Here is a 20,976-nt window from a genome sequence, read left to right as displayed (position 1 = left end):
CGATGCGCAGTCCCTGGTTGCGCGGGAACGCGAGCTGGCGGTAGTCCCACCACGAGTAGAGCCCCGGATCGGGTTTGTGCATCCGCACCACGTCTCGGAGGCCCCAGTCCGCGAGCCGCGTCATCACGCCGGTCATGTCGGGGTTGAACAGCACGGTGCCGCGCCATTCGTCCGGCTCCGCCACGTCCGCCACCTCTGGGGCGATGTTGAAGTCCCCGGAGATCAGCAGCGGCGTTCCCGGAACGTGGGTCTTGTCCAGGTAGGGCATCAGCCGCTCCAGCCATTCACGCTTGTAGACGTACTTGTCGGATTCCACCGTCGATCCGTTGGGGACATACACCGAGATGAACCGGATGCCCTGGACCACGCCGCAGATGCAGCGCGCCTGGGGATCGTCCGCGCCGTCGTCGAAGCCGATGCGCACGTCCTCGATGGGCTCGCGCGACAGGATCGCCACGCCGTTGTAGGTCCGCTGGCCGTGCGCGGCGGCGTGATAGCCCCGCTCCCGCAGGACCTCGTGGGGAAACTGCTCGTCGGTAACCTTGGTCTCCTGCAGGCACACGACGTCGGGATCGTGGCGCGACAGCCAGCTCAAGAGGCGCTCCTCCCGCGCCCGGATGGAGTTCAGATTCCATGTCACGACCTTCAAGGGTTCCTCCTCTCTCAAGCACCCACCGTCCAATACCGCCCGTTGCTCCGCCTCAATGCGAGCGGCGTCTCGTAAAGCTCCCGCAGCAGCATCTCGGTGATGACCTTTCCCGTCTCGCCAGACCGGAACACGCGTCCGCCCTTGAGCACCAGCGTCTTCTCGAAGGCGGGCAGGATCTCCTCGATGTGATGGGTGACATAGACCAGCGCGGTGGCGTCGGTGGTGCGCCCCAGCTCCTGGAGCGCTGCCAGCAAACCCTCCCGCGCCCCCGGATCCAGGCCCGCGCACGGTTCGTCCAGGAACATCAGGTAGGGACGGGCCATCAACGCCCGGCTGATGAGCACCTTCTGCTGCTCCCCCTGGGAAAGCGTGCCGAACGCCTGATCCTTCACGCGCAGGCATCCCATGCGCCCCATGAGGCCCTCGGCCTGCGCGAAGTCCTCCTCCACCGGGCGGACCGTGGACATCTCCAGGAGGCCGATCTGCGCGAACTTGCCCGACACCACCGTCCGCAGCGCGCGTTCCCGCGCGGGGATCTGGGAGGCCAGGGAGACCGTGACCCAGCCGATGCCCTTGCGCAACTCGCGAAGATCCACCCGGCGGCTGCCGTTGCGGTAGACGGTGCCCCCTTGGTTCGGCCACAGGTACCCACACGCCATCTTCAGCAGCGTGGTCTTGCCCGAGCCGTTGGGTCCCAGAATCACCCAGTGTTCGCCCTGACGCACGGTCCACTCGATGGAGTCGAGAATCGTGCGCTGCCCCGCCGAGTAGGAGACGTTGCGAATGTCGAGTGGCACCGACGTATTCATGTTCTCCGGTTTTCCTTGTCCACGGCCTTCGGGGCCTTGTTGCCAACGCGGGTGGAAGGTTCTAAATAGCATTCCCATGCGCAGACTCGAAGGCCGGACGGCTATCGTCACCGGAAGCGGGCAGGGAATCGGCGAGGCCATCGCCATGGCCATGGCGGAAGAGGGCGCGTGCGTCGTGGTGGCGGAGTTGCGGGAAGACACCGCCGCGGCGGTGCGGCGCAAGATCGAGGAGGCCGGCGGCATTGCTCTCGCCCACGCCACCGACGTGTCGCGGGAGGACTCCGTCGACGCCATGGTGAAGGCATGCCTCGACCGCTTCGGCAAGGTCGACATCCTGGTCAACAACGCCGGCATCTACCCGACCAGCACGGTGGAGGACATGGCCGAAGAAGAGTGGGAGCGGGTCATCGGCACCAACCTTTTCGGGACGTTCCTGTGCAGCCGCGCCGTGACGCCGTACATGCTGCGACAGCGGCGGCGGAGAGGCCGCATCATCAGCATCACCTCCGGCCGCGGACTCCAGGGAGCGGACAACGGCGCCCACTACGCGGCCTCCAAGGGCGGCATCATCGGATTCACCAAGAGCCTCGCCCTGGAGCTGGCGCCCGCCGGCATCGCGGTCAACTGCATCTGCCCCGGGGTGTCGGATACGGCCCAGCCCCGCGGCCATCGCACCGAAGAAGAGCTTTACGCCAGCGCCGCCCGGATCCCCCTCGGCCGCATCGGACAGCCGCGCGACATGGCCAAGGCGGCCGTCTTCCTCGCCAGCGACCGGGGACGGTTCGTCACCGGGCAGACCGTGGTGGTCAACGGCGGCGCGATCATGCAGTAAGGTCGGGAGATTTTGTGATGGATGCGAAAGTGGTTGTCGTCACCGGAGGCGCGAGGGGCATCGGCCGCGCCACGGCGCTGCGTTTCAGCGAAGAGGGCTACGCGCCCGTCATCCTCGATCGGGACGCCGAAGCCGGCGCCGCAACGGCGTCGCTCCTCGAAACCAAGCACGTGGAAGGCCGCTTCATCCAGGCGGATCTGACCAACAAGGCCGAGGTGACCGCCGCGTTCGAGCGCATCCTGTCCGCCTGCGGCCGCATGGACGTCCTCGTGAACCTTGCCGGCGGCACCTTCCACAAGGGCGCGATCCAGGACGTCACCCCCGCCCAATGGAAGGAGTGCGTGGACTTGAACCTCAAGACCACGTTCCTCTGCTCCCAGGCGGTCATCGCCCCCATGAAGCAGGCCGGCCGCGGCGTCATCGTCAACACTGCCTCCAACTTCGGCGTCACCGGCGGCGCCGAGCGCACCCACTACGCCGCCTCCAAGGCCGCCATCATCGCCTTCTCCAAGTCCCTGGCCACCGAGCTGGCGCCCCACGGCATCCGCGTCAACACCATCGCCCCCGGCCTTACCGGCACCGACCGCGTGCGCGGCAAGTACGACGCGGACGAGTGGGCGAAGCTTTCCGGCGGCCTCCCCATGGGCCGCGCCGCCATGCCCGAGGAGATCGCCGACGGCATCTTCTTCCTCGCCACCGACGAAAGCGACTACGTCACCGGCGCCACCCTGCACGTGAACGGCGGCATGGTGATGCCGTAGCAGGGCGTCACTGTTGAGGGGCGCCTTGCCCTTGGGGAGCACCCTCCGTCCGAGGAACGCGCCGTTCACCGGCGGTTGCCTGGGCCTCCGCGACCATCGCGGCCAACTCCTTCTCCTTGGCGGCGAGATCGGCCAAGACCTTGTCCATCTCCGCCCGGGTCCGGCGCAATGATTGCGCGGCCGCCGCCAGGTCCATCCGCGCTCGGGCCACGGTTTCCGTCTTCTTGGCGATTTCCGCGTTCAAGGCCTGGTTTGCCGTGTGCAGGCCATCAGCCTCGGCGCGCATTCCCTCGATGGCCTTGTCTTTCTGCGCCACCTGCTCCTCAAGGCCTTTCGCGCGCGTGTTCAACTCGTCCTGTTTGCCCAATAGCGCGGCGGCGATCTCTTCCAGTTCGGCCCTGGCCGCGGTGAGATCCGCGTTCTGCTGGGTCAGCGAGTCCCTGACGCCGGCGAGTTTCCTGGCCTGTTCTTCCAAATCCTGGAGCGCAACGGTCTTGTCCGCGAGTTGAGCGGCGAGGTCATCGGCCGCCTTGCTCTTCTCTTCGAGCTGCCTGGACAGATCCTCGGCGCTCTTGCGCGCGCTGTCGCGCTCACCCGTCACGGCGACCATCCCCAACGTCAGCTCTTTGACCTGCGCTTGCGTGGCAGCAAGTTCCTTCGCACTCTGCTCGAGCGCGCCGCGGGACTTCGACGCGGCCTGCTCCAGCTCCTGGAACTTGGCCTGGAGACTCTTGACCTCCTGGCCGCGCTGTTCCAGGGTCTTCGTCAACTCCGCAACCCTCTTCTCCGCAACCTCTCTTGCCTGTAACGCCTGGTCTCTTTCTTGCGCCGCCGCCGCCAGTTCCATCCGTGCTTGGGCCACGGCTTCCGTCTTCTTGGCGATTTCCGCGTTCAACTCGTCCTGTTTGCCCAAGAACGCGACGGCGTTCTCTTCCAGTTCGGCCTTGGCCGCGGCGAGATCCGCGTTCTGCTTGGTCAGTGAGTCCCTGACGCCGGTGAGTTTCCTGGCTTGTTCTTCCAAATCCCGCACCGTAGCGGTCTTGTCCGCGAGTTGAGCGTCGAGGTCAGCCAAGGCCTTGTCCTTCTCCGCCCGGGTCCGGTCCAATGATTGCGCCGCTGCCGCCAGTTCCGTCCGCGCTTGGGCCGCGGTTTCCGTCTTCTTGGCGACTTCCGCGTTCAAGGCTTGGTTTGCCGCGGTGAGATCCGCGTTCTGCTTGGACAGGGAGTCCCTGGCGCCGGTGAGTTTCCTGGCTTGTTCTTCCAGATCCCGCACCGTAGCGGTCAGCTCGTTGACCTGCGCTTTCGTGGCAGCGAGTTCCTTCGCACTCTGCTCAAGTGCGCCGCGGGACTTCGTCGCGACCTGCTCCAGCCCCTGGACCTTGGCCTGGAGACTCTTCACCTCCTGGCCGCGCTGTTCCAGGGTTTTCGTCAACTCCGCAACCCTCTTCTCCGCAATCTCCGTTGCCCGTAACGCCTGGTCTCTTTCCTGCTTCAGCCGTTCATACTCGTCGGTGGAGACGCAAGCGGCAAGGGGCAGACACAGCGCGACAGCAAGACACAAAGTCCTTGTGGCGTGAGTCATGATCAATCCATCCCGTTTGTTCCGGTGCCGGCGGCCCCGTGGCATCCGCGCGGGTGATATCGGTCAGCGCAGCCAGCGCCGTAAGCCAACATTACGAGCCAGGGCCGTACTCTACCGAACCTGAACGGCAATAGGCAACGCAAAAAAACTCGGTACCCTCCCTTCACCCGTTCGCGCTTCATCGCGACCAGGGGCAGCTTGCCGAACTCGCGCAGTATGTGCTTGTCCAGGCTTTGAGTAGCGGTATACTACCACTATGAGTTCGGTACATATTCGCGCAGTGAACACCGCAACCCTCTCGACTTTTCCGGTTCAAGCGCGCCTCGTCGCCGCCGGCGCTCTTGCTTTGATCCTCGGCTGGTCCGGGATGGCGGCCGCCGACACGGTGGAGCAGACCGAGCGCCACACCGTGCGCGTGCGCATCCTGACCCGCGGACTCGACCACCCCTGGTCGCTGGCATTCCTCCCGGACGGGCGGATGCTGGTCACCGAGCGGGCGGGCCGGCTGCGCTACGTGGCCGCCGACGGCACGCTGGACCCGACTCCCGTCTCCGGCCTTCCCGAAGCGGTGGTGGAGAGGCGGCAGGGCGGACTGCACGATGTCGTGTTGCATCCCCGTTTCGCGGAGAACCGCCTTGTCTATCTCGCCTACGCCGGTCGGGGTCCCGGCGGCTACGGCACCGAGCTGGCCCGGGGCCGGCTCGACGGACACCGGTTGACGGACGTGCGGGTCCTGTTCCGGGCCTTGCCCAAGTCATTCGGCGGCCGCCATTTCGGCGGCCGGGTGGTGTTCGACGGCAAGGGGCACGTGTTCCTGACCCTGGGGGACCGGGGCAGCCGGCCGCGCGCGCAGGATCTCGGCGATCATGCCGGCTCCGTCATCCGCCTGACCGAGGACGGCGGGGTGCCGAAGGACAATCCGTTTCTGTCCGTGGCCGGGGCCAGGCCGGAGATCTACACGATCGGCAACCGCAACATCCAGGGCGCCGCCATGAACCCGTGGACCGGCGAGTTGTGGACCCACGAACACGGGCCGCAGGGCGGCGACGAGATCAACATCATCCGCGCCGGCGTCAACTACGGCTGGCCGGTGATCACCTATGGCAGGAACTACGGGATCGGCACGCGCATCGGCGAGGGGACCCACAAGGAGGGCATGGCCCAACCGCTGCACCAATGGACACCGTCCATCGCACCGTCGGGCATGGCCTTCTACGACGGCGACAAGTTCCCCGGCTGGCGCGGCAATCTGTTGGTGGGTGCGCTCGTCTTCCGTCTCCTCGCCCGCATCGAGCTCGACGGAGAGCGGGTGGTGCGCGAAGAGCGGATCCTCAGCCGTGTCCTCGGGCGCATACGGGACGTCCGGGTCGGCCCCGACGGCTACGTGTACATCCTGAGCGACGAGCAGCCCGGGGTGCTCGCGCGGCTGGAACCGGCGGGCGGTTGACGATCGAACACTCCCGCCTCGCCGCGGGCAAGATGCCTTCGGGGTCAAACGAAGACGCCGAACGCGCTCAGTCCGCGCCCCCCTCCGCCCTCAGCGAATCCAGCGCCTCCTCCACGAGCTTGCGCCTCAACGCCTTTTCCTCCTCCGCCGGCAGACTCGCGTCTCCGGCCACGTGGACGATGCCGTGGCCGAGCACGACGCGGTTGGAGCCGACCATCTTGGCGATGGGCAGGGCGGAGGTCATCTGCACGACGGGGACGCCGGCCTTCTCGAGCTCGGTGGTGATCGCAGCGCCGCTGCGAGTGCTGGTGCCTCACGTGGAGGTGAGGATGACGGCGTCGACCCCCTCGCGCTTGACCTTCTCGGCCATCTCCCGGCCCAGCCGGCGGGTGTTGGACAGGGGGTTGGACAGGCCGGAGGTGGAGAGGAACTCGCCGTGGACCTGGCCGACCACGCCTTCCTTCTCCAGTTGGCGCAGGGCGTCGAGGGGCACGAGGCGGTCCGGGTCGGCCTGGACGAAGCGCGGGTCGTAGCCGCCGTGGGAGATCTCGTAGTCCTCGCCCGCCAAGTCGTCGGCGCCGGCGATGTCGTAGGCGCCCCAGCGGGTGGCGGCCATGCCCTCGATGTTGTCCGGGTTGCCCTTGGGCACGAGGCCGCCGTCGGTGATGAGCATGACCTTGGCCTTGGCGAGGTCGTCGACGCCCCTGGGTTTGGCCACGGGCTCGAAGGCGGTCACGGGCATCTCGGTGTCGAACGGCCGCGCCTGGACCTTGGCCAGGACCATGTCCACGAGCCGCTCGGCCGAGGTCTTGTCCACGAACTGGTCGCGTATCAGGCCGCGGGTCAGGTAGCCCTCTTCGGCGGGCAGGCCGATGGGCTCGCCGGCCACCCGCTTCCGCGCGAGGCCGGCCATGCGTTGGACCACCTGCTTCATGTTGGCGGCATTCTTGCCGGAGTCGACGATGTAGAGGCTTTCGCGGTAGAGGTCGACGCCGGGGTTCTCTTCGTGCATGGCGGTGATGGCCGGGATGCCGATCTCATTTTGCACGGCGGTGCACAGGGCGCCGGCGGCCATGCCGTAGCGGCCCGCGTCAAAGCAGGGGCCGGCCACGAACAGGTCGGCCCGGGCGTTGCGTACATGGTCCAGGACGGCGGCCACCAGCTCTTCCTGGTGCTCCACGGCGTGGTTGTCGCCGCACACCAGGGTGGTGACGACGGCGGCGCCGTCGCCCAGGGTCTGCTCCAGCAGGCGGCCCGGACCGACGGCGTTCTCCATGGCTCGAAGCGGGCTCCCGGCCTGCTCCTCGCCGCCGATGCCCCCGAAGAACTGGTTCAGGTAGTGGACGATCCTCATGGTTACGGCCTCCCTGTTCGAAGTTGTGACGCGTACATTTCAATACACCACGGCCCGCAGGCGCGACGCACCCTGCTGGTTGGTGATGCCGGCCACGTTCATGGCGTTGAGTTCGCGGACGCCGGCAAGGAGCTCGCCGATGGCCGGGGTCGCCGCGATGATGCGGCCCGCCGGCGGCACCTGCCAGCGGGTATCGTTGCCGCCGCCGTAGACGATGGCGTTCACTTCGGGAAAGTTGAACAGCAGGGCCGACTCCACGCGGCGGTCGCGTGACACGTCCGACACCATGACGGAGGTGCGGATGCCCGCGGACTCCAGGAGTCGCGCGGTTTCCGCCAGGTCGGCGTGGGGCACGCCGCCGCCGTACTTGGTGAGCACCGCGGCGTCGGCGTTGAGCGCCCATTGCACCAGCGAGGCGGCCGTGCGGCAGTTGCGGTCGCGGTCGGCGTTGTCCGACCCGGCGACGCTCGCCACGGCGCCGACGAAGTTCAGCTCGCCGGCATGGTGCCGCCGGTACAACTCCATGATGATGGGATGGTTCTGGTAGCCATAGGTCTCGGCGCCGCCCATGGAGGTGTAGTAGGAGGTTACCAGCGCGCCGTCGAGCCACTCGTCCGGGTGCAGCAGCACCGGCAGCATGCCGGTGGTGTTGAGTCCGTAGAGCACCGGCTCGTCCAGTTCGGCCGCCCGCTGGCGCGAGAAGATCTGCCCCACGTACGCGACACGGGGAAGATCGGGGCGGCCCGGAGGCCCGGGGTTGACGGGCTCGAACGTCCGGCTCTCCGCGGGCGCGTGCGAGAGCGCGGCCCGGGCCAGGTGAACCGCGGCCCTGAGCGCGGCCGTGCGCTTGGCGCGCTTGGCGGCGTGGGCTTCCGTCCCCGGCTTCACGCGGGGAATGGCGATCAGGTGATGCAGCCCGGAGTACCAGGAACCCTCCGCGGCCGGTCCGTTCATCTGCAGCACCCGGCCCACGGCGCCGCGCGAGCCGCCCGCGGCGTGCTCGTCCAGCACCGTCACGGCCATGCCCGACAGCACGTGGGTCGTGCCCATGCCGGCCGTCAGCGGAGGCCCGAGTATCCCGGGAAAGTCGGGGCTGCCGCCGTCCGCCTTGGCCCTGGGCTCAACGATGTCGAACACGGGTCCGGCGCGGCAGTCTTCGCCCGGAGCCGCGAGGTCGAAGGTGGCGTCGCTCAGTGCTTCGTCTTCGAGCAGCACTCGGCGCAGCTCGTCGGTGTCGATTTCCAGGGTGGTTCCGTCCAGTCGCGTGTGCGTGCCGAATCGAAGGGCTCGCACCGGATGGTACGCCAGGGTCAGGTTCACGCGGAGACCTCCATCCTTCGGAGTCGGGCACATGATTCCACATTCACGGGGCGATTCAAAGCGGTTGAAACCACGCATCCACCCCTGGATTGGATGGGTGGATCACCGCGGATCGGTGCGAGCCATGTATTCGCCCACGGCGGTGCCGTATTCCGCCGCGTGCACGCCGTAGTCGTCGAAGTCTCCGACGAAGCACTTGAGCGCCCACAGGGCGGCGTCCCGGTGCTCGGACTTGCCGGTCAGGTCGAACAGCCTGAGGAAGAAACGCGCGGCGGCGCCGTTCTCGGTGATGAGGGTGAGGGGATAGTGGAGGTAGGCAGGGCCTTTCTCCGCGATGTCGAAATAACCCCCAGCCGGGTTCCGCAGGTGGACGCGGATGAATTCCGCGAGCGCCTCGGCGCGTTGCCGGAGCAGCGGTTCGTTCGCAGTCTCGAATCCCTCGATCAGCGCGCGTCCCATGCAGACTTGGTCGGCCAGCAGTCCCCGCAGCCGCGGGGCGTCGTCGAAATAGTGCGCCACGCCGCGGGAGCCGTCCCAGGAGCGCTCCAGCAGCAGGCGCAGGGTCGCCAGCGCCTGCTCGGCACAGTCCTGGCGCCCCAAGGTGCGGGCGGCTCGAAGACAGGCGCGCACGGCGCGGGCGTTGGCGTCGGTGTACATCCAGGGATCGGTGATGGAGAACATGCCCCGGTCCCTGTGCGGCAGCGAACCCGGGGGATCGTCCCGGCCGGGGGTGACGCGGATGTAGTCGCGACAGCCGTGGAAGAACGGCAGGGACAGGTCGCGGAATCCCCGGTGGAGGTAGTCCAGCAATTCCTCCGCCAGCTCGCGGAAAAAGGACTCCCGAGTCAGCTCGAACACGTGCAGGGCGTTGTCCAACAGGCCGGCGTGGTCGGACAAGAGCTTCTCGTGGTGCGGCTCGCTCCAGTCCCGTTTCGACGAGTAGCGAAAGAAACCGCCCTCGGGATCGTGGGTCTTGCTCTGGTGCATGTTGTAGAGGGTGAGGCGCACGTGGTTGAGGAAGCGCGTGTCGTCCGTGGCCTGGTAGCGGAGGAGCAGGAACTCGTTGACTTCGCAGTGGGGGAACTTGCGGTCGACCTCGTAGCCGCCGTGCACGGGGTCGGCGAGGCGCCAGACGTTCTCCGTGATTCTGTCCAGCGCACCCGGGTCGGGGGACGGGTCTTCGGCCGAAGGATGATGCGGTGCCGGCGCAGGTGGATCAGGTCCCGCGGAAGCCGCCGCGACGGACTGCGTCTCCGAATCGTTCCCGCGCTCTTGGTACCCCACGTGAATCCGCACCAGCACGTCGGTAAAGTCCGTGGCCGACAGGTAGTTGATGCCGGCGAGATAGTCGCCGCCGGCGCTCATGAACACGATGGTGGGCCAGCCGTTCCGGTTGTAGCGCACGTCAATGTCCGGCCGCTGGGCGTCTTCCACCCGCACCGGCACGAAGTAGGCGTTGAGCAGCGCGATGACTTCCGTGTGCGACAGCGTGGTCTCGTCCATGCGCTGGCATACGCCGCACCAGAATGCGCCGAGGAAGAGCATCACGGGTTTGCCCTCGTCGCGGGCGCGCTCGAACGCGGCCGGCCCCCAGTCGTGCCAATGGATGCGGTGCGCGTCGTTGGGGTTGGGGGAAAAGCGAAACATGGGCGGCGGTGTCCTGGAACCGGAGTCCCCGACAATATGCACAGGATTACCGGCCGCCGGCAAGGCGGCTCGGCGGGCGTGTGGCGGCGGGCCGGCGTCTATAGTAGACAGGAACTCGCATTACCACCGGAGGTTGCCCATGTCCGCTTCAACCATCGACCTTCCCGCCGCCGTGTCCAGGGAACAAACCATCCGCCACTCCGAAACGGTCCTCGCCCGGCCCGACATCCCCGTTCGCGTCGAGGAGGACATCATCCGCATCGAGGCGCTGGGACTGGAATGGGACATCGGCATGGCCGTGTACCAGCCCGAGGACGAGAGCCGGATTCCCGCCGGCGCCGACGGCCGCAAGGTGGGAATCTTCCTGCTCCACGGCGGGTCCGGGGACCAAAAGACCATGGACCGGGTGGCCATGCTCGCGGCCGGCAAGTTCGGCTTCAAGGTCGTGAGCGCCACGTTTCCCGGGCGGTTCTATTTCCCGGACGCGAGCCGCGACTGGCCCGATGACACGATCCACGCGGACGGCAGCGTGCGCACGCCCATCTGGAAGCAGGGCGAGCCCATCGGGCGCGACGAGTACGAGGTGGCCCGCGACGTGTCCATGCGGCCGCGCTACGGCACCCGCACCGTGGCGCGGGCCAAGCCCGGCACCAACTTCTACTACCGCATGGCGGCGTGGCCCGTGGCCTTCGAGGAGGGCATGAAGGAGGCCATGCGCCGGCACCTGCCCGAGGGAACGTTCTCCATCTACGGCGAGGGCCACTCCACCGGCGGCCCCTTCGTCTCCATGCTGTCCCAGCGGGTGCCCAACTTCGCCGGCGTGGTGGCCACCGAGCACACGCCGTTCGGCCACGTGGGCGCCATGCGCGACAACTGGAGCGGCTCGCTGGGAAAGGTGTCCGGCTTCGAGCGCGTGAGCACCGACGACGCGGTGCGCAGCGACCCGTTCAACGAGCTGTACATCCGCACCTGGCGCGACCTGGCGCGCTACGCCGGGCCCGAGGCCCTGGGCCAGCAGGGGCCGGCGGCGTTGATGCAACTGCCCCTGCTGATGGAGGAGATCCTCGACACCTGGGACCGGGCCAGGGCGCGGCCCCAGTTCAAGGCCGAGTACGTCATCACCCACGACATCGCGGCGTCGTTGACGGAGGCCGCCAGGGTCAGCGCCAAGCGCCTGGACATGAACGCCGACGAGACCGAGGCGCTGGTGGCCCGCTACCGCGGCTACCCGCGGGAGCTGTCGGGCGCGGACGCGCCGCCGCTGCCGCCGTTCCTGTTCGCCATCACCAAGGACAGCCGCGACCACAGTCCGGAGGTCTACAAGGAGGTGATCCTGCCTGCCTTCGCGGCCATGCGGCCCGCGCCCAGGACCCACCTGACGCACTTCGGCGCCGGCGTGCACAGCTTCTGGAAGGCCGAGGACGGACTGCCGCAGGGCATCGCGCCGGCCGCCATCAAGCTGTGGCACGACGCCATCACCGGCGGTTACTTCGTCGCCGCCTAGGAGCGGTCCGAGCAATGACGTCCTTCGACTTCGCGGACACGCTCCTGGCGCAATGGACGGGGCAGGACAGTAACGAGGTCACACGATGAAATTCTCCTTCTTCATGATGCCGATCCACGACCCGTCGGAGAATCCGGCGCTGGCCTTCGACCGGGACATCTCGCTCATCCACTACGCCGAGGAACTGGACTTCGACGAGTTCTTCATCGGCGAACACCACTCCGGCGGCTGGGAGAACATGCCTGCGCCGGAGCTGGCGCTGGCCAAGGCCGCGGCCCACGCCAAGCGCATCCGCCTGGGCACCTCGGTCATCAACACGCCGTTCCACCACCCGTTCCACGTGGCCGAGCGCATGGCGTTCCTCGATCACCTGACCCGCGGCCGCGCCATCCTGGGCGTGGGGCCGAGCGCGCTGGTCACCGACAAGAAGCTCTTCGGCCTGCCCAACGAAAAGCTCCACGCCATGCTGGCGGAGTCGGTGGACGTCATCGTGCGCCTGCTGGAGTCGCCCGAGCCCATCGACCACCACGGCGAGTTCTGGAGCTTCGAGGGCATGCGGCTGCAACTCCGTTCGTACCAGCAGCCGCGCATGCCGCTGGCCGTGGCCTCCGGGGGAACCTCCGGGAGCCTCGACATGGTGGGCAAGCACGGCATGATGCTGCTGTCGCCCGCGGGCAAAAACCGTTGGCGCAATCCCGCCCACTCCGAGCAGTGGAAGACCGTGGAGGCCGCGGCGGCCAAGTATGGCAAGACCGTCAGCCGGGACAACTGGCGCATCGCCACCAGCGTCTATCTCGCGGATACGCGGGAGCAGGCTTGGGCGGACGTGGAGGCGGGCATCGCACGGGACATGGAGTACTTCTTCGCCATCGGCCTCAAGAGGCCCTACGAGTCCTATCCCGACCAGCCGGCGTCGGAGATCACCGCGCGCTCGGCCGCGGACCGGCGCGACTGGATCATCGGCACCCCGGATGACGCCATCCGCCACATCGAGCACATGCAGCAGGAAACCGGCGGCTTCGGCGGCCTCCTGCTCACCACCCACGAGTGGACCGGCAGCCAGAACCTGCGCCGCTCGCTGGAGCTGTTCGCGCGCTACGTCATGCCCCATTTCCGCGGCCATACCCACGGGTTCATGGACGAGTGGGACCGCCTGCGCCGGGCCGCCAGCGATGGCGGGGTGAAGCTGCGGGAGGACGGGCAGCCCAGCAACCTCACCAACGGCTAGAGTGAATGTGATCGGGTTCCGCCGGGCGAGCGCCCTTCGACTCCGCGCCGCTGACGCGGCGCTACGCTCAGGACGAACGGCAAGGGAGCTGAATGAACCCCGTTCGCCCTGAGCCCTTCGACAAGCTCAGGACAGGCTTCGCGAAGCGAAGTCGAAGGGCGCCAACTTGGTGCTACGCCTCCGCCGGCCGTTCCGCGCGCCACGCGTGCAGGTACTGCACGATGTCGTCGAGCGGCAGCACGTCGGCGTACTTCTGGTTCATGTCGAACAGGTTGATGGCGTGGCAGGCCTCGTGGCGGTCGAACACGCACTCCTCGGCCACCACCATGCGGAAGCGGTAGGTGCAGCCGTCCACCACGCTGGCGCGGACGCAGCCGCTGGTGCTCTCGCCGCAGGCGATGACGGTGTCGATGCCGTGCTGGTTCAGGTGCGCCATCAGCGGCGTGCCCCAGAAGGCGCTGGGCGAGAGCTTGCGCAGCACCGCCTCGCCGGGTTGCGGCGCTACCTCGTCGATGATGTCGAACTTGGTGCGCCGCCGCTCCAGGGCTTCCGGCGACAGGTTGGCGGTTCCTCCGTCGCGCCGGAAGGACCACTCGTCCACGCCGGCCTCGGGCAGGCCCGAGATGTGGATGATGGGGATGCCCACCTCGCGCGCGGTGCGCAGCAGCCGCTGGATGTGGGGGACGGAGTCCCACGCCGCCATGCCGCAGCTCCCGGGCCAGTCCTTGATGGCCTCCAGCACGGGTTGGGGCTTGTCGCCGAACACCCAGCGGTAGAGGTCGATGAGCAGCAGTGCGGGCCTCTTGCCGAAGCCGATGGGCTTGGACGGCCTCATGGCCACGTGCGCCTTGTCCTGTTCCGAGAGGTAGCGATCCCATACGCGTTCACTCATGATCCATCTCCTTCAATGGTTTGGTTTGCCAGAGTTCCGTTCCGGCCTAGTGGTAGGTCGGATTAGCGAAGCGTAATCCGACTCAGCCAAGCATAGCTTCCTGTTTATGACGCTCCCGTCGTGACAGTCAAACGGGAGGCGACTCGCGTCAGCCTGCCGCCGGCAGCATCTCCCGCCCGTGCGGCTCCTCCAGGTGATCCATGGCCGGTCCCAGCGGGACGATGCCGGTGGGGTTCACGTGGGACTGGCTGCCGTAGTAGCCCGCCTTGATCTTGTGGAGGTCGCAGGTCTCCCGGACCCCCGGCCACTGGTACAGTTCGCGCAGGTAGCCGCTCAGGTTGGGGTAGTCCTGGACGCGGCGGAGGTTGCACTTGAAGTGGCCGTGGTAGACCAGGTCGAAGCGCAGCAGCGTGGGGAACGCGCGCCAGTCGGCCTCGGTGACGCGCGCGCCGGTCAGGTAGCGGCGCTCGGCCAGCCACCCCTCCATGGTGTCGAGGCCGTGGAAGACCTTCTTCACCGCCTCCTCGTACGCCTCCTGCGACTTGGCGAAGCCCGCGCGGTACACGCCGTTGTTCACGTGCTCGTAGACGAAGTCGTTGATGCGGTCGATCTCCGCGCGCAGTTCGTCCGGGTAGTAGTCGTCCCGGACATCGGTGAGGCCGTCGAAGGCCGAGTTGAACATGCGGATGATCTCGGACGACTCGTTGTTGACGATGGTGCGGCGTTGGCGGTCCCACAACGTCGGCACCGTGACCTTGCCGCTGTAGTCGGCCTTGGCGGCGGTGTAGACCTGGTGCAGCCGGAAGACGCCGTCGTCGCTGGGGGCAAGGTCGTCGATGCCGCGCGAATAGGACCAGCCCGCCGACTTCGGCCGGTCCGCGCTGGACATGGAGACCACGTCCTCCAGGTGCTTGAGCTTGCGCAGGATCATGGCCCGGTGCGCCCACGGGCAGGAGGGCGAGACGAACAGGTGGTAGCGCCCGGGCTCCGCGTTGAACCCTCCCTCGCCGGTGGTTCCCGCGGCGCCGTCCGCGGTCACCCAGTTGCGGAAGACCGAGTCGTCGCGCACGAAGCTGCCGCGGGAGTCGGTCTGTACCTGCCCGTCCTCGTGCCACTTGCCTTCGATCAGAACACCCATGTCCGGTCCTCCTGTTGCCGTGGGCTCCTCGCCCAGAGGTTCCGCATGCGTCCTTGAATACCTTTCCGGGCTTACCGCTGCAAGGTGACCCCGGCCTTGGGTGGCGTCCTTAGACTTCGCTTCGCTACGCTCAGGACGAGCGGAGTCCACGGGCTTCATTCCGTCAACATTGTGCGCATTGCAGGGTCGCGTTATCCTTCGGACTGTCGTAGCGCCGTCCCAACGTCTCTTCCTGAAGCCATGCACGGACTCATCTGGCTCGCATTCCTGGCTGTTCACCTCTTGGCTGCGTTGGCAGCCGCGGCCGAGTTGCCGCTTCAATCGCTGGCTCGCAAGGAGATAGGGGCCGACCACGGGGTTTTCGTGCGAGGAGAGAACGGCAAGGTCCTGGCGGCGTTGAACTCCACGCGTCCGTACCATCCCGCATCGGTCACCAAGGTCGCCACCACGCTGGCGTTCCTCTCGAAGCTCCGCCCGGACCGGCGCTTTCGGACGACGTTTCTCGCCGCGGGCGCGGTGACCGGCGGGACCCTCCACGGCGATCTCCTCGTGCAGGCGGAGGGCGATCCGTACTTCCTGTTCGCCAACGCGTTTCGGGTGCTGTTGAGGCTCCGGGACAAGGGCATCCGCGGGGTGAACGGAGCCATCCGCGTGAAGGGGCCGTTCTACTTCGACTGGACCCCCGACCCCGCCGGGCGCAGGCTCAAGCGTGTATGGACGGGCCGTCTGGGCGCCGAGAGTTGGCCGGTGGTGACCCGTGCCCTCTTCCCCGGCGCATCCATACCGTTGAGTGAACACAAACTCCGGTTCGGGGACGCTATGGCCGGAAAGCGGGGCGAGCCGCATCCACCGCGTCCGCTCGTGGTGCATGCGTCGCCGCCGCTACTGCGCCATCTCAAGGACTTCAACAGCTACTCCAACGACAACTTCCACGAGTTCTCCTATCGGATCGGCGGCCCCGAAGAGGTGCAACGCATCCTGCGGGCAAGCGTTGCCGGCGTGCCCCGTTCGTCGATCGTCATCGACAACGCCGCGGGGGACGGACGCAACAACCAGATGAGCCCGCGCGCCGTGGTGGCCATGTTCGAGGCCCTGGAACGGACTCTCGGGACGCGCGGCCTGTCCTTCTCCGACGTGCTTCCGGTGGCTGGCGTGGATCCCGGAACCCTTGAGGATCGGCTGGGGGCGCCACGCTATCGCGGAGCGATGGTGGGCAAGTCGGGCACCGTGCGCGTGCTGCGGATCTCGACTTTGGCCGGGGTGGCGTACACACGGAAGTACGGGCGTACGTTCTTCGCCATCATGACCCGTGCCGTGCCGCTGTGGGTCGCCCGGGAGCGTCAGAACGCTTTCCTCCGGAGGCTGCTCGATGCAGGTGGCCCATGGCCCTTGCCGGCCGGAGCGGCGCCGCCTCCCGCGTTCATGGAGGCAAGGCTGGAACCGCCGGAGTAGGGCGGTTGTCCTTGCATCGGCGGGGAACACTGGTGTACGAGTCCGGTCGTGGTGACGCGCACGAGTCACCGTGAACGGCTCGCAGAACAGGAGGCATGCGCAAATGGCTGACAGACCTTTGGAAGGAACAGTGGCGTTGGTGACCGGGGCCGGCAGCCCCATCGGGTTCGGCCGGCGCATGACGTTCGCGCTCACCGCGGCGGGGGCGCGTGTGGCCATGATGGACGTGAGCGAGGAGTGGGTCAACCGCACGGCCGACGAGGTGCGCGCCGTGGCCGGTCAGGACAGCGTCCTGCCCATCGTGGAGAGCGTGAGCAGTTGGGAGAGCGCGGCGCGGGCGGTGAACACCGCCATCTCCGACCTGGGCGGCCTGGACATCCTCGTCAACAACGCCGGAACCAATCCGCGCAACGTCGGCCTGACCTCCGAGTTTCGCGAAAAGTGCTGGGAGGTCTCGCCCGAGGCCTGGCTGCGGGTCTTCGGCGTGAACTGCGCCGGTCCCTTCTACATGGTGCGCGCCGCCGTGGGGCACATGATCGAGAAGGGCTGGGGCCGCATCATCGGCGTCACCACCAGCCTGGACACCATGTACCGGGCCTACGGCTCACCCTACGGGCCGTCCAAGGCGGGCCACGAAGCCTTCATGGCGACGTTGTGCCAGGAGTTGGAGGGAACCGGGGTTACCGCTAACATCCTGGTGCCGGGCGGGCCGGCCAACACCAACCTGATCCCCCAGGACGCCCCCTACGACCGGGACCAGTTGATCCAGCCGCCGGTCATGGAGAAGCCGGTGGTGTGGCTTGCGTCGGAGGCGTCCGACGGCATCAACGGCCGGCGCTTCATCGCCTACCACTGGGACGAGAGCCTGCCGCTGGAGGAGCGCCTGTCCAAGGCGAGCGCGCCGTGCGCGTGGCCGCAGGCGGGGCAGGCCGCCATCGCGCCGGGGCGGTAGCCGCCCGCGTTGCCGTATTCCCGTAGGGGCGGCCGGGCCGTCGCCCCTACGCCGCACCCCATATCGCCGCAGCCGTCTCCACGATCCGCTCGAGCTTGCGCCACTGGTCGTCCTCGCTCAGGGATTCGTGGTAGAGGCCGCTGGCGAAGCCGCATTGCGGGCTCAGGGCGAGTTGCTCCAGCGGGCAGCGCCGGCCTGCTTCGTCCACGCGTTTTCTCAGCTCGTCGACGCTTTCGAGCCGGGCGCTCTTGGTGGTGACCAGCCCGAGCACGACAGTCTTGCCCGCGGGAACGAACCGGAGCGGCTCGAAGGAGCCCGCGCGCTCGCTGTCGTATTCCAGCAGGAAGCGGTGGTGCCGCAGGCCGTTGAAGAGGCGCTCGGCAATGGCGTCGTAGTGCCCCTCCCGGTGCCACTGCGGCACCAGCTCGCCGGTCACGGGGTCGTGGGTGCGGGCGTTTCCCCGGCACAGGTGGATGCCGAAGGTCACCCCCGGGAAGCCGTCGATGAGGGCGTTGTCCGCGCGGATGGACCGATCGAGGTTCTCGTCCGGGTCCTCGCCGCGGGAGCGCATCCGGTCCAGCGAGACCTGGTCCACGTAGGCGGTGTAGCCTGGCGCGTCGATCTGGATGTAGCGGCAGCCCGCCGCCACCAGGTCCGCGATCATGCGCCGCTCGATACGCACCACGTCGTCGATGAACTCGTCCAGGCCGCCGGGGTAGACGGACCGGGAGTCTTCCCACTTGAACCGTTGGGCGATGCGGTCCGGGCCGATGAGCGTGGGCTTGACCACGCGGCTGGTGACGCCGCTGGCGAACCGGTACTCCTCCAGCGGCAGATTGCGCGTCAGGCTCAGTCTGGCAACGGCCTTGCGCCGCGTGACGATGGCCGGTCCCGCGGCATTGAAGTCCTGCTCGGCGCGTTCCAGGGGCGTCGTGTTGACGTTCTCGTGGACGTAGAAGCGGATGGATTCCCGAGGGACATCGAAGCCCGAGACGCACGCGGAGAAGCTTTCCTGGAAGTTGCGCCGCCGCAACTCGCCGTCGCCCACGACTTGCAGCCCTACCGCTTCCTGCTTTCGGATGATTTCCTGGATGGCCTCGTCCTGAGCCCGTTGCAACTCATCGTCGCCGGCCTCGTACCGGTCGTGCCGTTCAAAGACCTCGCGCAAGGGGTCGGGGTGGACCAGGCTGCCGATGTGCTCCGCCCGAAGGGTGTGCAAACCCGTCTCAGCGTTCATGGTTCTCAATCCCCCTGTGCGGCTTCATCTCCCTTGAGCCGCGCGAACCCGGCGCGGATGGACGGCAGGAAGATCAGGATGACGGCGAAGAACAGCAATGCCAGGGTCATGGGCCGCTGCCATATGAAGCTGATGCCGTCGGTGAGGTTCATGGCGCGCGCGAAGTTGTTCTCCAGCAGCGGTCCGAGGATGAAGCCGATGAGCATCGGCGCCAGCGGGTAGCCGGCCATGCGCATGATGGTGGCCACGAGCCCCATGCCGGTGAGCAGCAGCAGCTCGGTGGCGTTGTTCTGGCCGATGTAGCTGCCCATCATGGTGAAGAACAGGATGAACGGGATCAGGTAGTTGCGCGGGATCTCCAGCAGCTTGGCGATGTACGGGATGAGCGGCAGGTTGAGGATCAGCAGCACCACGTTGCCGAGGTACATGGAGATGATCACCGCCCAGAAGATGGAGGGATTGTCCACCATCAGGCGCGGTCCCGGCGCCACGTTGAGGGCGATGAGGGCGCCCAGCAGGATGGCGGTGGTGCCGGACCCGGGAATGCCCAGGGTGAGCAGCGGCACGAAGGAGCCGGTGCAGGCCGCGTTGTTGGCGGTCTCCGGCGCCGCGAGTCCCTTGATGGAGCCCTTGCCGAACTTGGCCCGGTCCTCCCCCTTGGCGATGTTGCGTTCCACCGCGTAGCCGAGAAACGACGCGATGGTGGCACCCGCGCCGGGCATCACCCCGATGAAGAAACCCTGGAGCGATTGGCGGCCGATGACGGGGGCGATCTCCTTCGCCTCGTCGCGCGTGATCCGCAGGTTCGCGATCTTGCCGCCGTCGTCGCCGCTCCGTTCCGAGCGTTTCGGGTTGAGCACCAGGTACAGGGCCTCCGGCAGGGCGAACAGGGCCATGGCGAGGGTGATGAAGCTGATGCCGCTCTGAAGGTCGTAGACGCCGAAGGTGAAGCGCGGCGCGTTGAACAGCGCGCTTTCGCCCACGGTCGCCAGCATCACCCCCAGGACCGTCATCATCAGCGCCTTGGCCACCTGGCCGGAGCCCGCGAAAGCGGCGATGGCGGCAAGCCCCACCACCATCAGCGCGAAGTACTCGGCGGAGTGGAACAACAGGGCCACGGTGGCCAGTCCCGGCGCGAACCCCATGAGCAGGATGGCGCCGATGGTGCCCCCGGAGAAAGACCCGATGGCCGCGACGGTGAGCGCCTTGCCGGCCTGTCCCTGCCGCGCCAGGGGGTAGCCGTCGAACGCCGTGGCGACGGTGCCGGCCACTCCGGGCGCGTTGATGAGGATGGAGGAAGTGGAGCCGCCGAAGATGGCGCCGTAGTACACGCCCGCCAGCAGGATCAGCGCCGCGGCGGGGTCGCCGATCTGTATGGCGATGGGGATCATGATGGCGATGATGGACATGGGCCCGAGGCCGGGCAGCATGCCGATCAGGGTGCCGATGAGGCACCCGGCGACGACCATGAGGAGGTTCTGAATGCTGAAGGCGGTCGACAGACCGGCGAGGATTCCTTCAACCATCGTTCGCCTCCGCTAAAGAAACCAGGGCCAGGGGCGGAGGAAGATGCCGAGCACTTCCTGCACCAGGTACCAGATCAGGAACGCCGAGAGCAGGGCGACCGGAACGAGCAGGACGTAGCGCCGCTCGCCCAGTATCATCGCCCCGAGAATCAGAAAGAGCGTTGTCGTGGTCAGGAAGCCCACGGGTCTGAGCAGCAGGGCATAGACGATCATGAGCACCAGCAGCAGCACCGCCTGCCCGAGCTTGTACTGCCGGAGGTTGCCGATATCGATGTCGTCGTCGGCGGTCTGGCCGCCGGTTCCGGAACCGGACTGGATCAGCACCGCGAGCCCCACCAGCACGCCGAGGACGCTCAACCACTTGGGGAGCACGTTGGGCAGGAACGCCAGGTTGCGCTCGAATGGAAGGATCGAGGCCTCCATGACCACGAAGGCCGTGTACCCGTAGATCAGGCAAATGAGGACGAAAACAAGGGCGATCGCGCGTTCGAGGGTCATGAAATCACTCCTCTTTGTCCCTCGCGCTACGGGGAGACAAGCCGGGGGGGGGGGCGCCCGCGCGCCCGCCCGGGGGGGGGGGGTTGGTTTTGAAAGCGAGCGGGTGGAGAAAAAAGATTTTAATTTAATTATATTTTTTTAAGAAAAA

The 20,976-nt window shown here is 67.3% G+C and carries 18 protein-coding genes; 7 read left to right on the top strand and 11 right to left on the bottom strand.

The features are described 5' to 3' along the window. On the bottom strand, positions 1-640 hold a 640-nt coding region (xth, locus tag OXU42_16340; GenBank protein ID MDE0030957.1), incomplete at its 3' end, for an exodeoxyribonuclease III. Between the two features lie 23 nt (positions 641-663). Further along, positions 664-1,458, bottom strand: a complete 795-nt coding sequence (locus OXU42_16335; protein MDE0030956.1) for an ATP-binding cassette domain-containing protein — start codon at positions 1,456-1,458, stop codon at positions 664-666. A 76-nt stretch (positions 1,459-1,534) separates the two neighbouring features. Here OXU42_16335 and OXU42_16330 point away from each other — a divergent pair, with 76 nt between their 5' ends. Then, the gene (locus OXU42_16330; protein ID MDE0030955.1) at positions 1,535-2,290 is read left to right on the top strand and encodes a glucose 1-dehydrogenase; all 756 of its coding nucleotides are present in this window, start codon (positions 1,535-1,537) and stop codon (positions 2,288-2,290) included. 17 nt (positions 2,291-2,307) lie between these two features. Continuing rightward, positions 2,308-3,051, top strand: a complete 744-nt coding sequence (locus OXU42_16325) for an SDR family NAD(P)-dependent oxidoreductase (protein ID MDE0030954.1) — start codon at positions 2,308-2,310, stop codon at positions 3,049-3,051. A 7-nt stretch (positions 3,052-3,058) separates the two neighbouring features. On the opposite strand, the gene OXU42_16320 is transcribed toward OXU42_16325, so the two are convergent. Beyond that, positions 3,059-4,633 (bottom strand): hypothetical protein, encoded by a 1,575-nt coding sequence (locus OXU42_16320; protein MDE0030953.1) that lies wholly within the window; start codon positions 4,631-4,633, stop codon positions 3,059-3,061. 367 nt (positions 4,634-5,000) lie between these two features. Here OXU42_16320 and OXU42_16315 point away from each other — a divergent pair, with 367 nt between their 5' ends. After that, positions 5,001-6,080, top strand: coding sequence for a PQQ-dependent sugar dehydrogenase (locus OXU42_16315; GenBank protein MDE0030952.1), 1,080 nt, complete (start codon positions 5,001-5,003; stop codon positions 6,078-6,080). A gap of 67 nt (positions 6,081-6,147) precedes the next feature. Here OXU42_16315 and OXU42_16310 read toward each other — a convergent pair whose 3' ends face one another. The 3 genes from OXU42_16310 to OXU42_16300 form a co-directional block, all read right to left on the bottom strand. Beyond that, on the bottom strand, positions 6,148-7,434 hold the full coding sequence (locus OXU42_16310) for a glycine/betaine/sarcosine/D-proline family reductase selenoprotein B (GenBank protein ID MDE0030951.1): 1,287 nt from the start codon (positions 7,432-7,434) through the stop codon (positions 6,148-6,150). Between the two features lie 39 nt (positions 7,435-7,473). Beyond that, positions 7,474-8,754, bottom strand: coding sequence for a hypothetical protein (locus OXU42_16305; GenBank protein ID MDE0030950.1), 1,281 nt, complete (start codon positions 8,752-8,754; stop codon positions 7,474-7,476). Between the two features lie 102 nt (positions 8,755-8,856). After that, positions 8,857-10,401 carry a DUF255 domain-containing protein gene (locus OXU42_16300; GenBank protein ID MDE0030949.1) on the bottom strand — a complete coding sequence of 515 codons (1,545 nt, stop codon included), beginning with the start codon at positions 10,399-10,401 and terminating at the stop codon, positions 8,857-8,859. Between the two features lie 139 nt (positions 10,402-10,540). On the opposite strand from OXU42_16300, the gene OXU42_16295 reads away from it, so the two are divergent. Next, positions 10,541-11,905, top strand: coding sequence for a hypothetical protein (locus OXU42_16295; protein ID MDE0030948.1), 1,365 nt, complete (start codon positions 10,541-10,543; stop codon positions 11,903-11,905). Positions 11,906-11,990: 85 nt separating this feature from the next. After that, complete coding sequence (locus tag OXU42_16290) at positions 11,991-13,133, top strand: LLM class flavin-dependent oxidoreductase (GenBank protein MDE0030947.1); 1,143 nt, start codon at positions 11,991-11,993, stop codon at positions 13,131-13,133. 172 nt (positions 13,134-13,305) lie between these two features. Here OXU42_16290 and OXU42_16285 read toward each other — a convergent pair whose 3' ends face one another. Beyond that, the gene (locus tag OXU42_16285; GenBank protein ID MDE0030946.1) at positions 13,306-14,025 is read right to left on the bottom strand and encodes an isochorismatase family protein; all 720 of its coding nucleotides are present in this window, start codon (positions 14,023-14,025) and stop codon (positions 13,306-13,308) included. Positions 14,026-14,173: 148 nt separating this feature from the next. Further along, entirely contained in the window at positions 14,174-15,163 is a 990-nt protein-coding gene (locus OXU42_16280) for a glutathione S-transferase family protein (protein MDE0030945.1), read from the bottom strand. Positions 15,164-15,403: 240 nt separating this feature from the next. Between OXU42_16280 and OXU42_16275 the strand changes: the two genes are divergently transcribed. Beyond that, the gene (locus OXU42_16275) at positions 15,404-16,615 is read left to right on the top strand and encodes a D-alanyl-D-alanine carboxypeptidase (protein ID MDE0030944.1); all 1,212 of its coding nucleotides are present in this window, start codon (positions 15,404-15,406) and stop codon (positions 16,613-16,615) included. Positions 16,616-16,718: 103 nt separating this feature from the next. Then, a complete protein-coding gene (locus tag OXU42_16270) occupies positions 16,719-17,567 on the top strand; it encodes an SDR family NAD(P)-dependent oxidoreductase (GenBank protein ID MDE0030943.1) in 849 nt (282 codons plus the stop codon). 46 nt (positions 17,568-17,613) lie between these two features. On the opposite strand, the gene OXU42_16265 is transcribed toward OXU42_16270, so the two are convergent. The 3 genes from OXU42_16265 to OXU42_16255 are packed head-to-tail and all read right to left on the bottom strand — an operon-like array spanning position 17,614 to position 20,828. Continuing rightward, positions 17,614-18,804: a methionine synthase gene (locus OXU42_16265; protein MDE0030942.1), complete on the bottom strand. Its 1,191-nt coding sequence runs from the start codon at positions 18,802-18,804 to the stop codon at positions 17,614-17,616. Between the two features lie 5 nt (positions 18,805-18,809). Continuing rightward, positions 18,810-20,330 (bottom strand): tripartite tricarboxylate transporter permease, encoded by a 1,521-nt coding sequence (locus OXU42_16260; GenBank protein MDE0030941.1) that lies wholly within the window; start codon positions 20,328-20,330, stop codon positions 18,810-18,812. 12 nt (positions 20,331-20,342) lie between these two features. Then, on the bottom strand, positions 20,343-20,828 hold the full coding sequence (locus tag OXU42_16255; GenBank protein ID MDE0030940.1) for a tripartite tricarboxylate transporter TctB family protein: 486 nt from the start codon (positions 20,826-20,828) through the stop codon (positions 20,343-20,345). Positions 20,829-20,976: the final 148 nt, after the last annotated feature.

The organism is Deltaproteobacteria bacterium (genome assembly GCA_028818775.1).
GTDB lineage: Bacteria > Desulfobacterota > Binatia > UBA9968 > JAJDTQ01 > JAJDTQ01.
The sequence above is the reverse complement of the archived record's forward strand: the minus strand, read 5'-3'. Positions and strand labels throughout refer to the sequence as shown.

Coding starts and splice junctions, on each gene's coding strand:
- OXU42_16335 (MDE0030956.1), bottom strand. CDS start 1,458: ATGAATACGTCGGTGCCACTCGACATTCGCAACGTCTCCTACTCGGCG.
- OXU42_16330 (MDE0030955.1), top strand. CDS start 1,535: ATGCGCAGACTCGAAGGCCGGACGGCTATCGTCACCGGAAGCGGGCAG.
- OXU42_16325 (MDE0030954.1), top strand. CDS start 2,308: ATGGATGCGAAAGTGGTTGTCGTCACCGGAGGCGCGAGGGGCATCGGC.
- OXU42_16320 (MDE0030953.1), bottom strand. CDS start 4,633: ATGACTCACGCCACAAGGACTTTGTGTCTTGCTGTCGCGCTGTGTCTG.
- OXU42_16315 (MDE0030952.1), top strand. CDS start 5,001: ATGGCGGCCGCCGACACGGTGGAGCAGACCGAGCGCCACACCGTGCGC.
- OXU42_16300 (MDE0030949.1), bottom strand. CDS start 10,401: ATGTTTCGCTTTTCCCCCAACCCCAACGACGCGCACCGCATCCATTGG.
- OXU42_16295 (MDE0030948.1), top strand. CDS start 10,541: ATGTCCGCTTCAACCATCGACCTTCCCGCCGCCGTGTCCAGGGAACAA.
- OXU42_16290 (MDE0030947.1), top strand. CDS start 11,991: ATGAAATTCTCCTTCTTCATGATGCCGATCCACGACCCGTCGGAGAAT.
- OXU42_16285 (MDE0030946.1), bottom strand. CDS start 14,025: ATGAGTGAACGCGTATGGGATCGCTACCTCTCGGAACAGGACAAGGCG.
- OXU42_16280 (MDE0030945.1), bottom strand. CDS start 15,163: ATGGGTGTTCTGATCGAAGGCAAGTGGCACGAGGACGGGCAGGTACAG.
- OXU42_16275 (MDE0030944.1), top strand. CDS start 15,404: ATGCACGGACTCATCTGGCTCGCATTCCTGGCTGTTCACCTCTTGGCT.
- OXU42_16270 (MDE0030943.1), top strand. CDS start 16,719: ATGGCTGACAGACCTTTGGAAGGAACAGTGGCGTTGGTGACCGGGGCC.
- OXU42_16265 (MDE0030942.1), bottom strand. CDS start 18,804: ATGAACGCTGAGACGGGTTTGCACACCCTTCGGGCGGAGCACATCGGC.
- OXU42_16260 (MDE0030941.1), bottom strand. CDS start 20,330: ATGGTTGAAGGAATCCTCGCCGGTCTGTCGACCGCCTTCAGCATTCAG.
- OXU42_16255 (MDE0030940.1), bottom strand. CDS start 20,828: ATGACCCTCGAACGCGCGATCGCCCTTGTTTTCGTCCTCATTTGCCTG.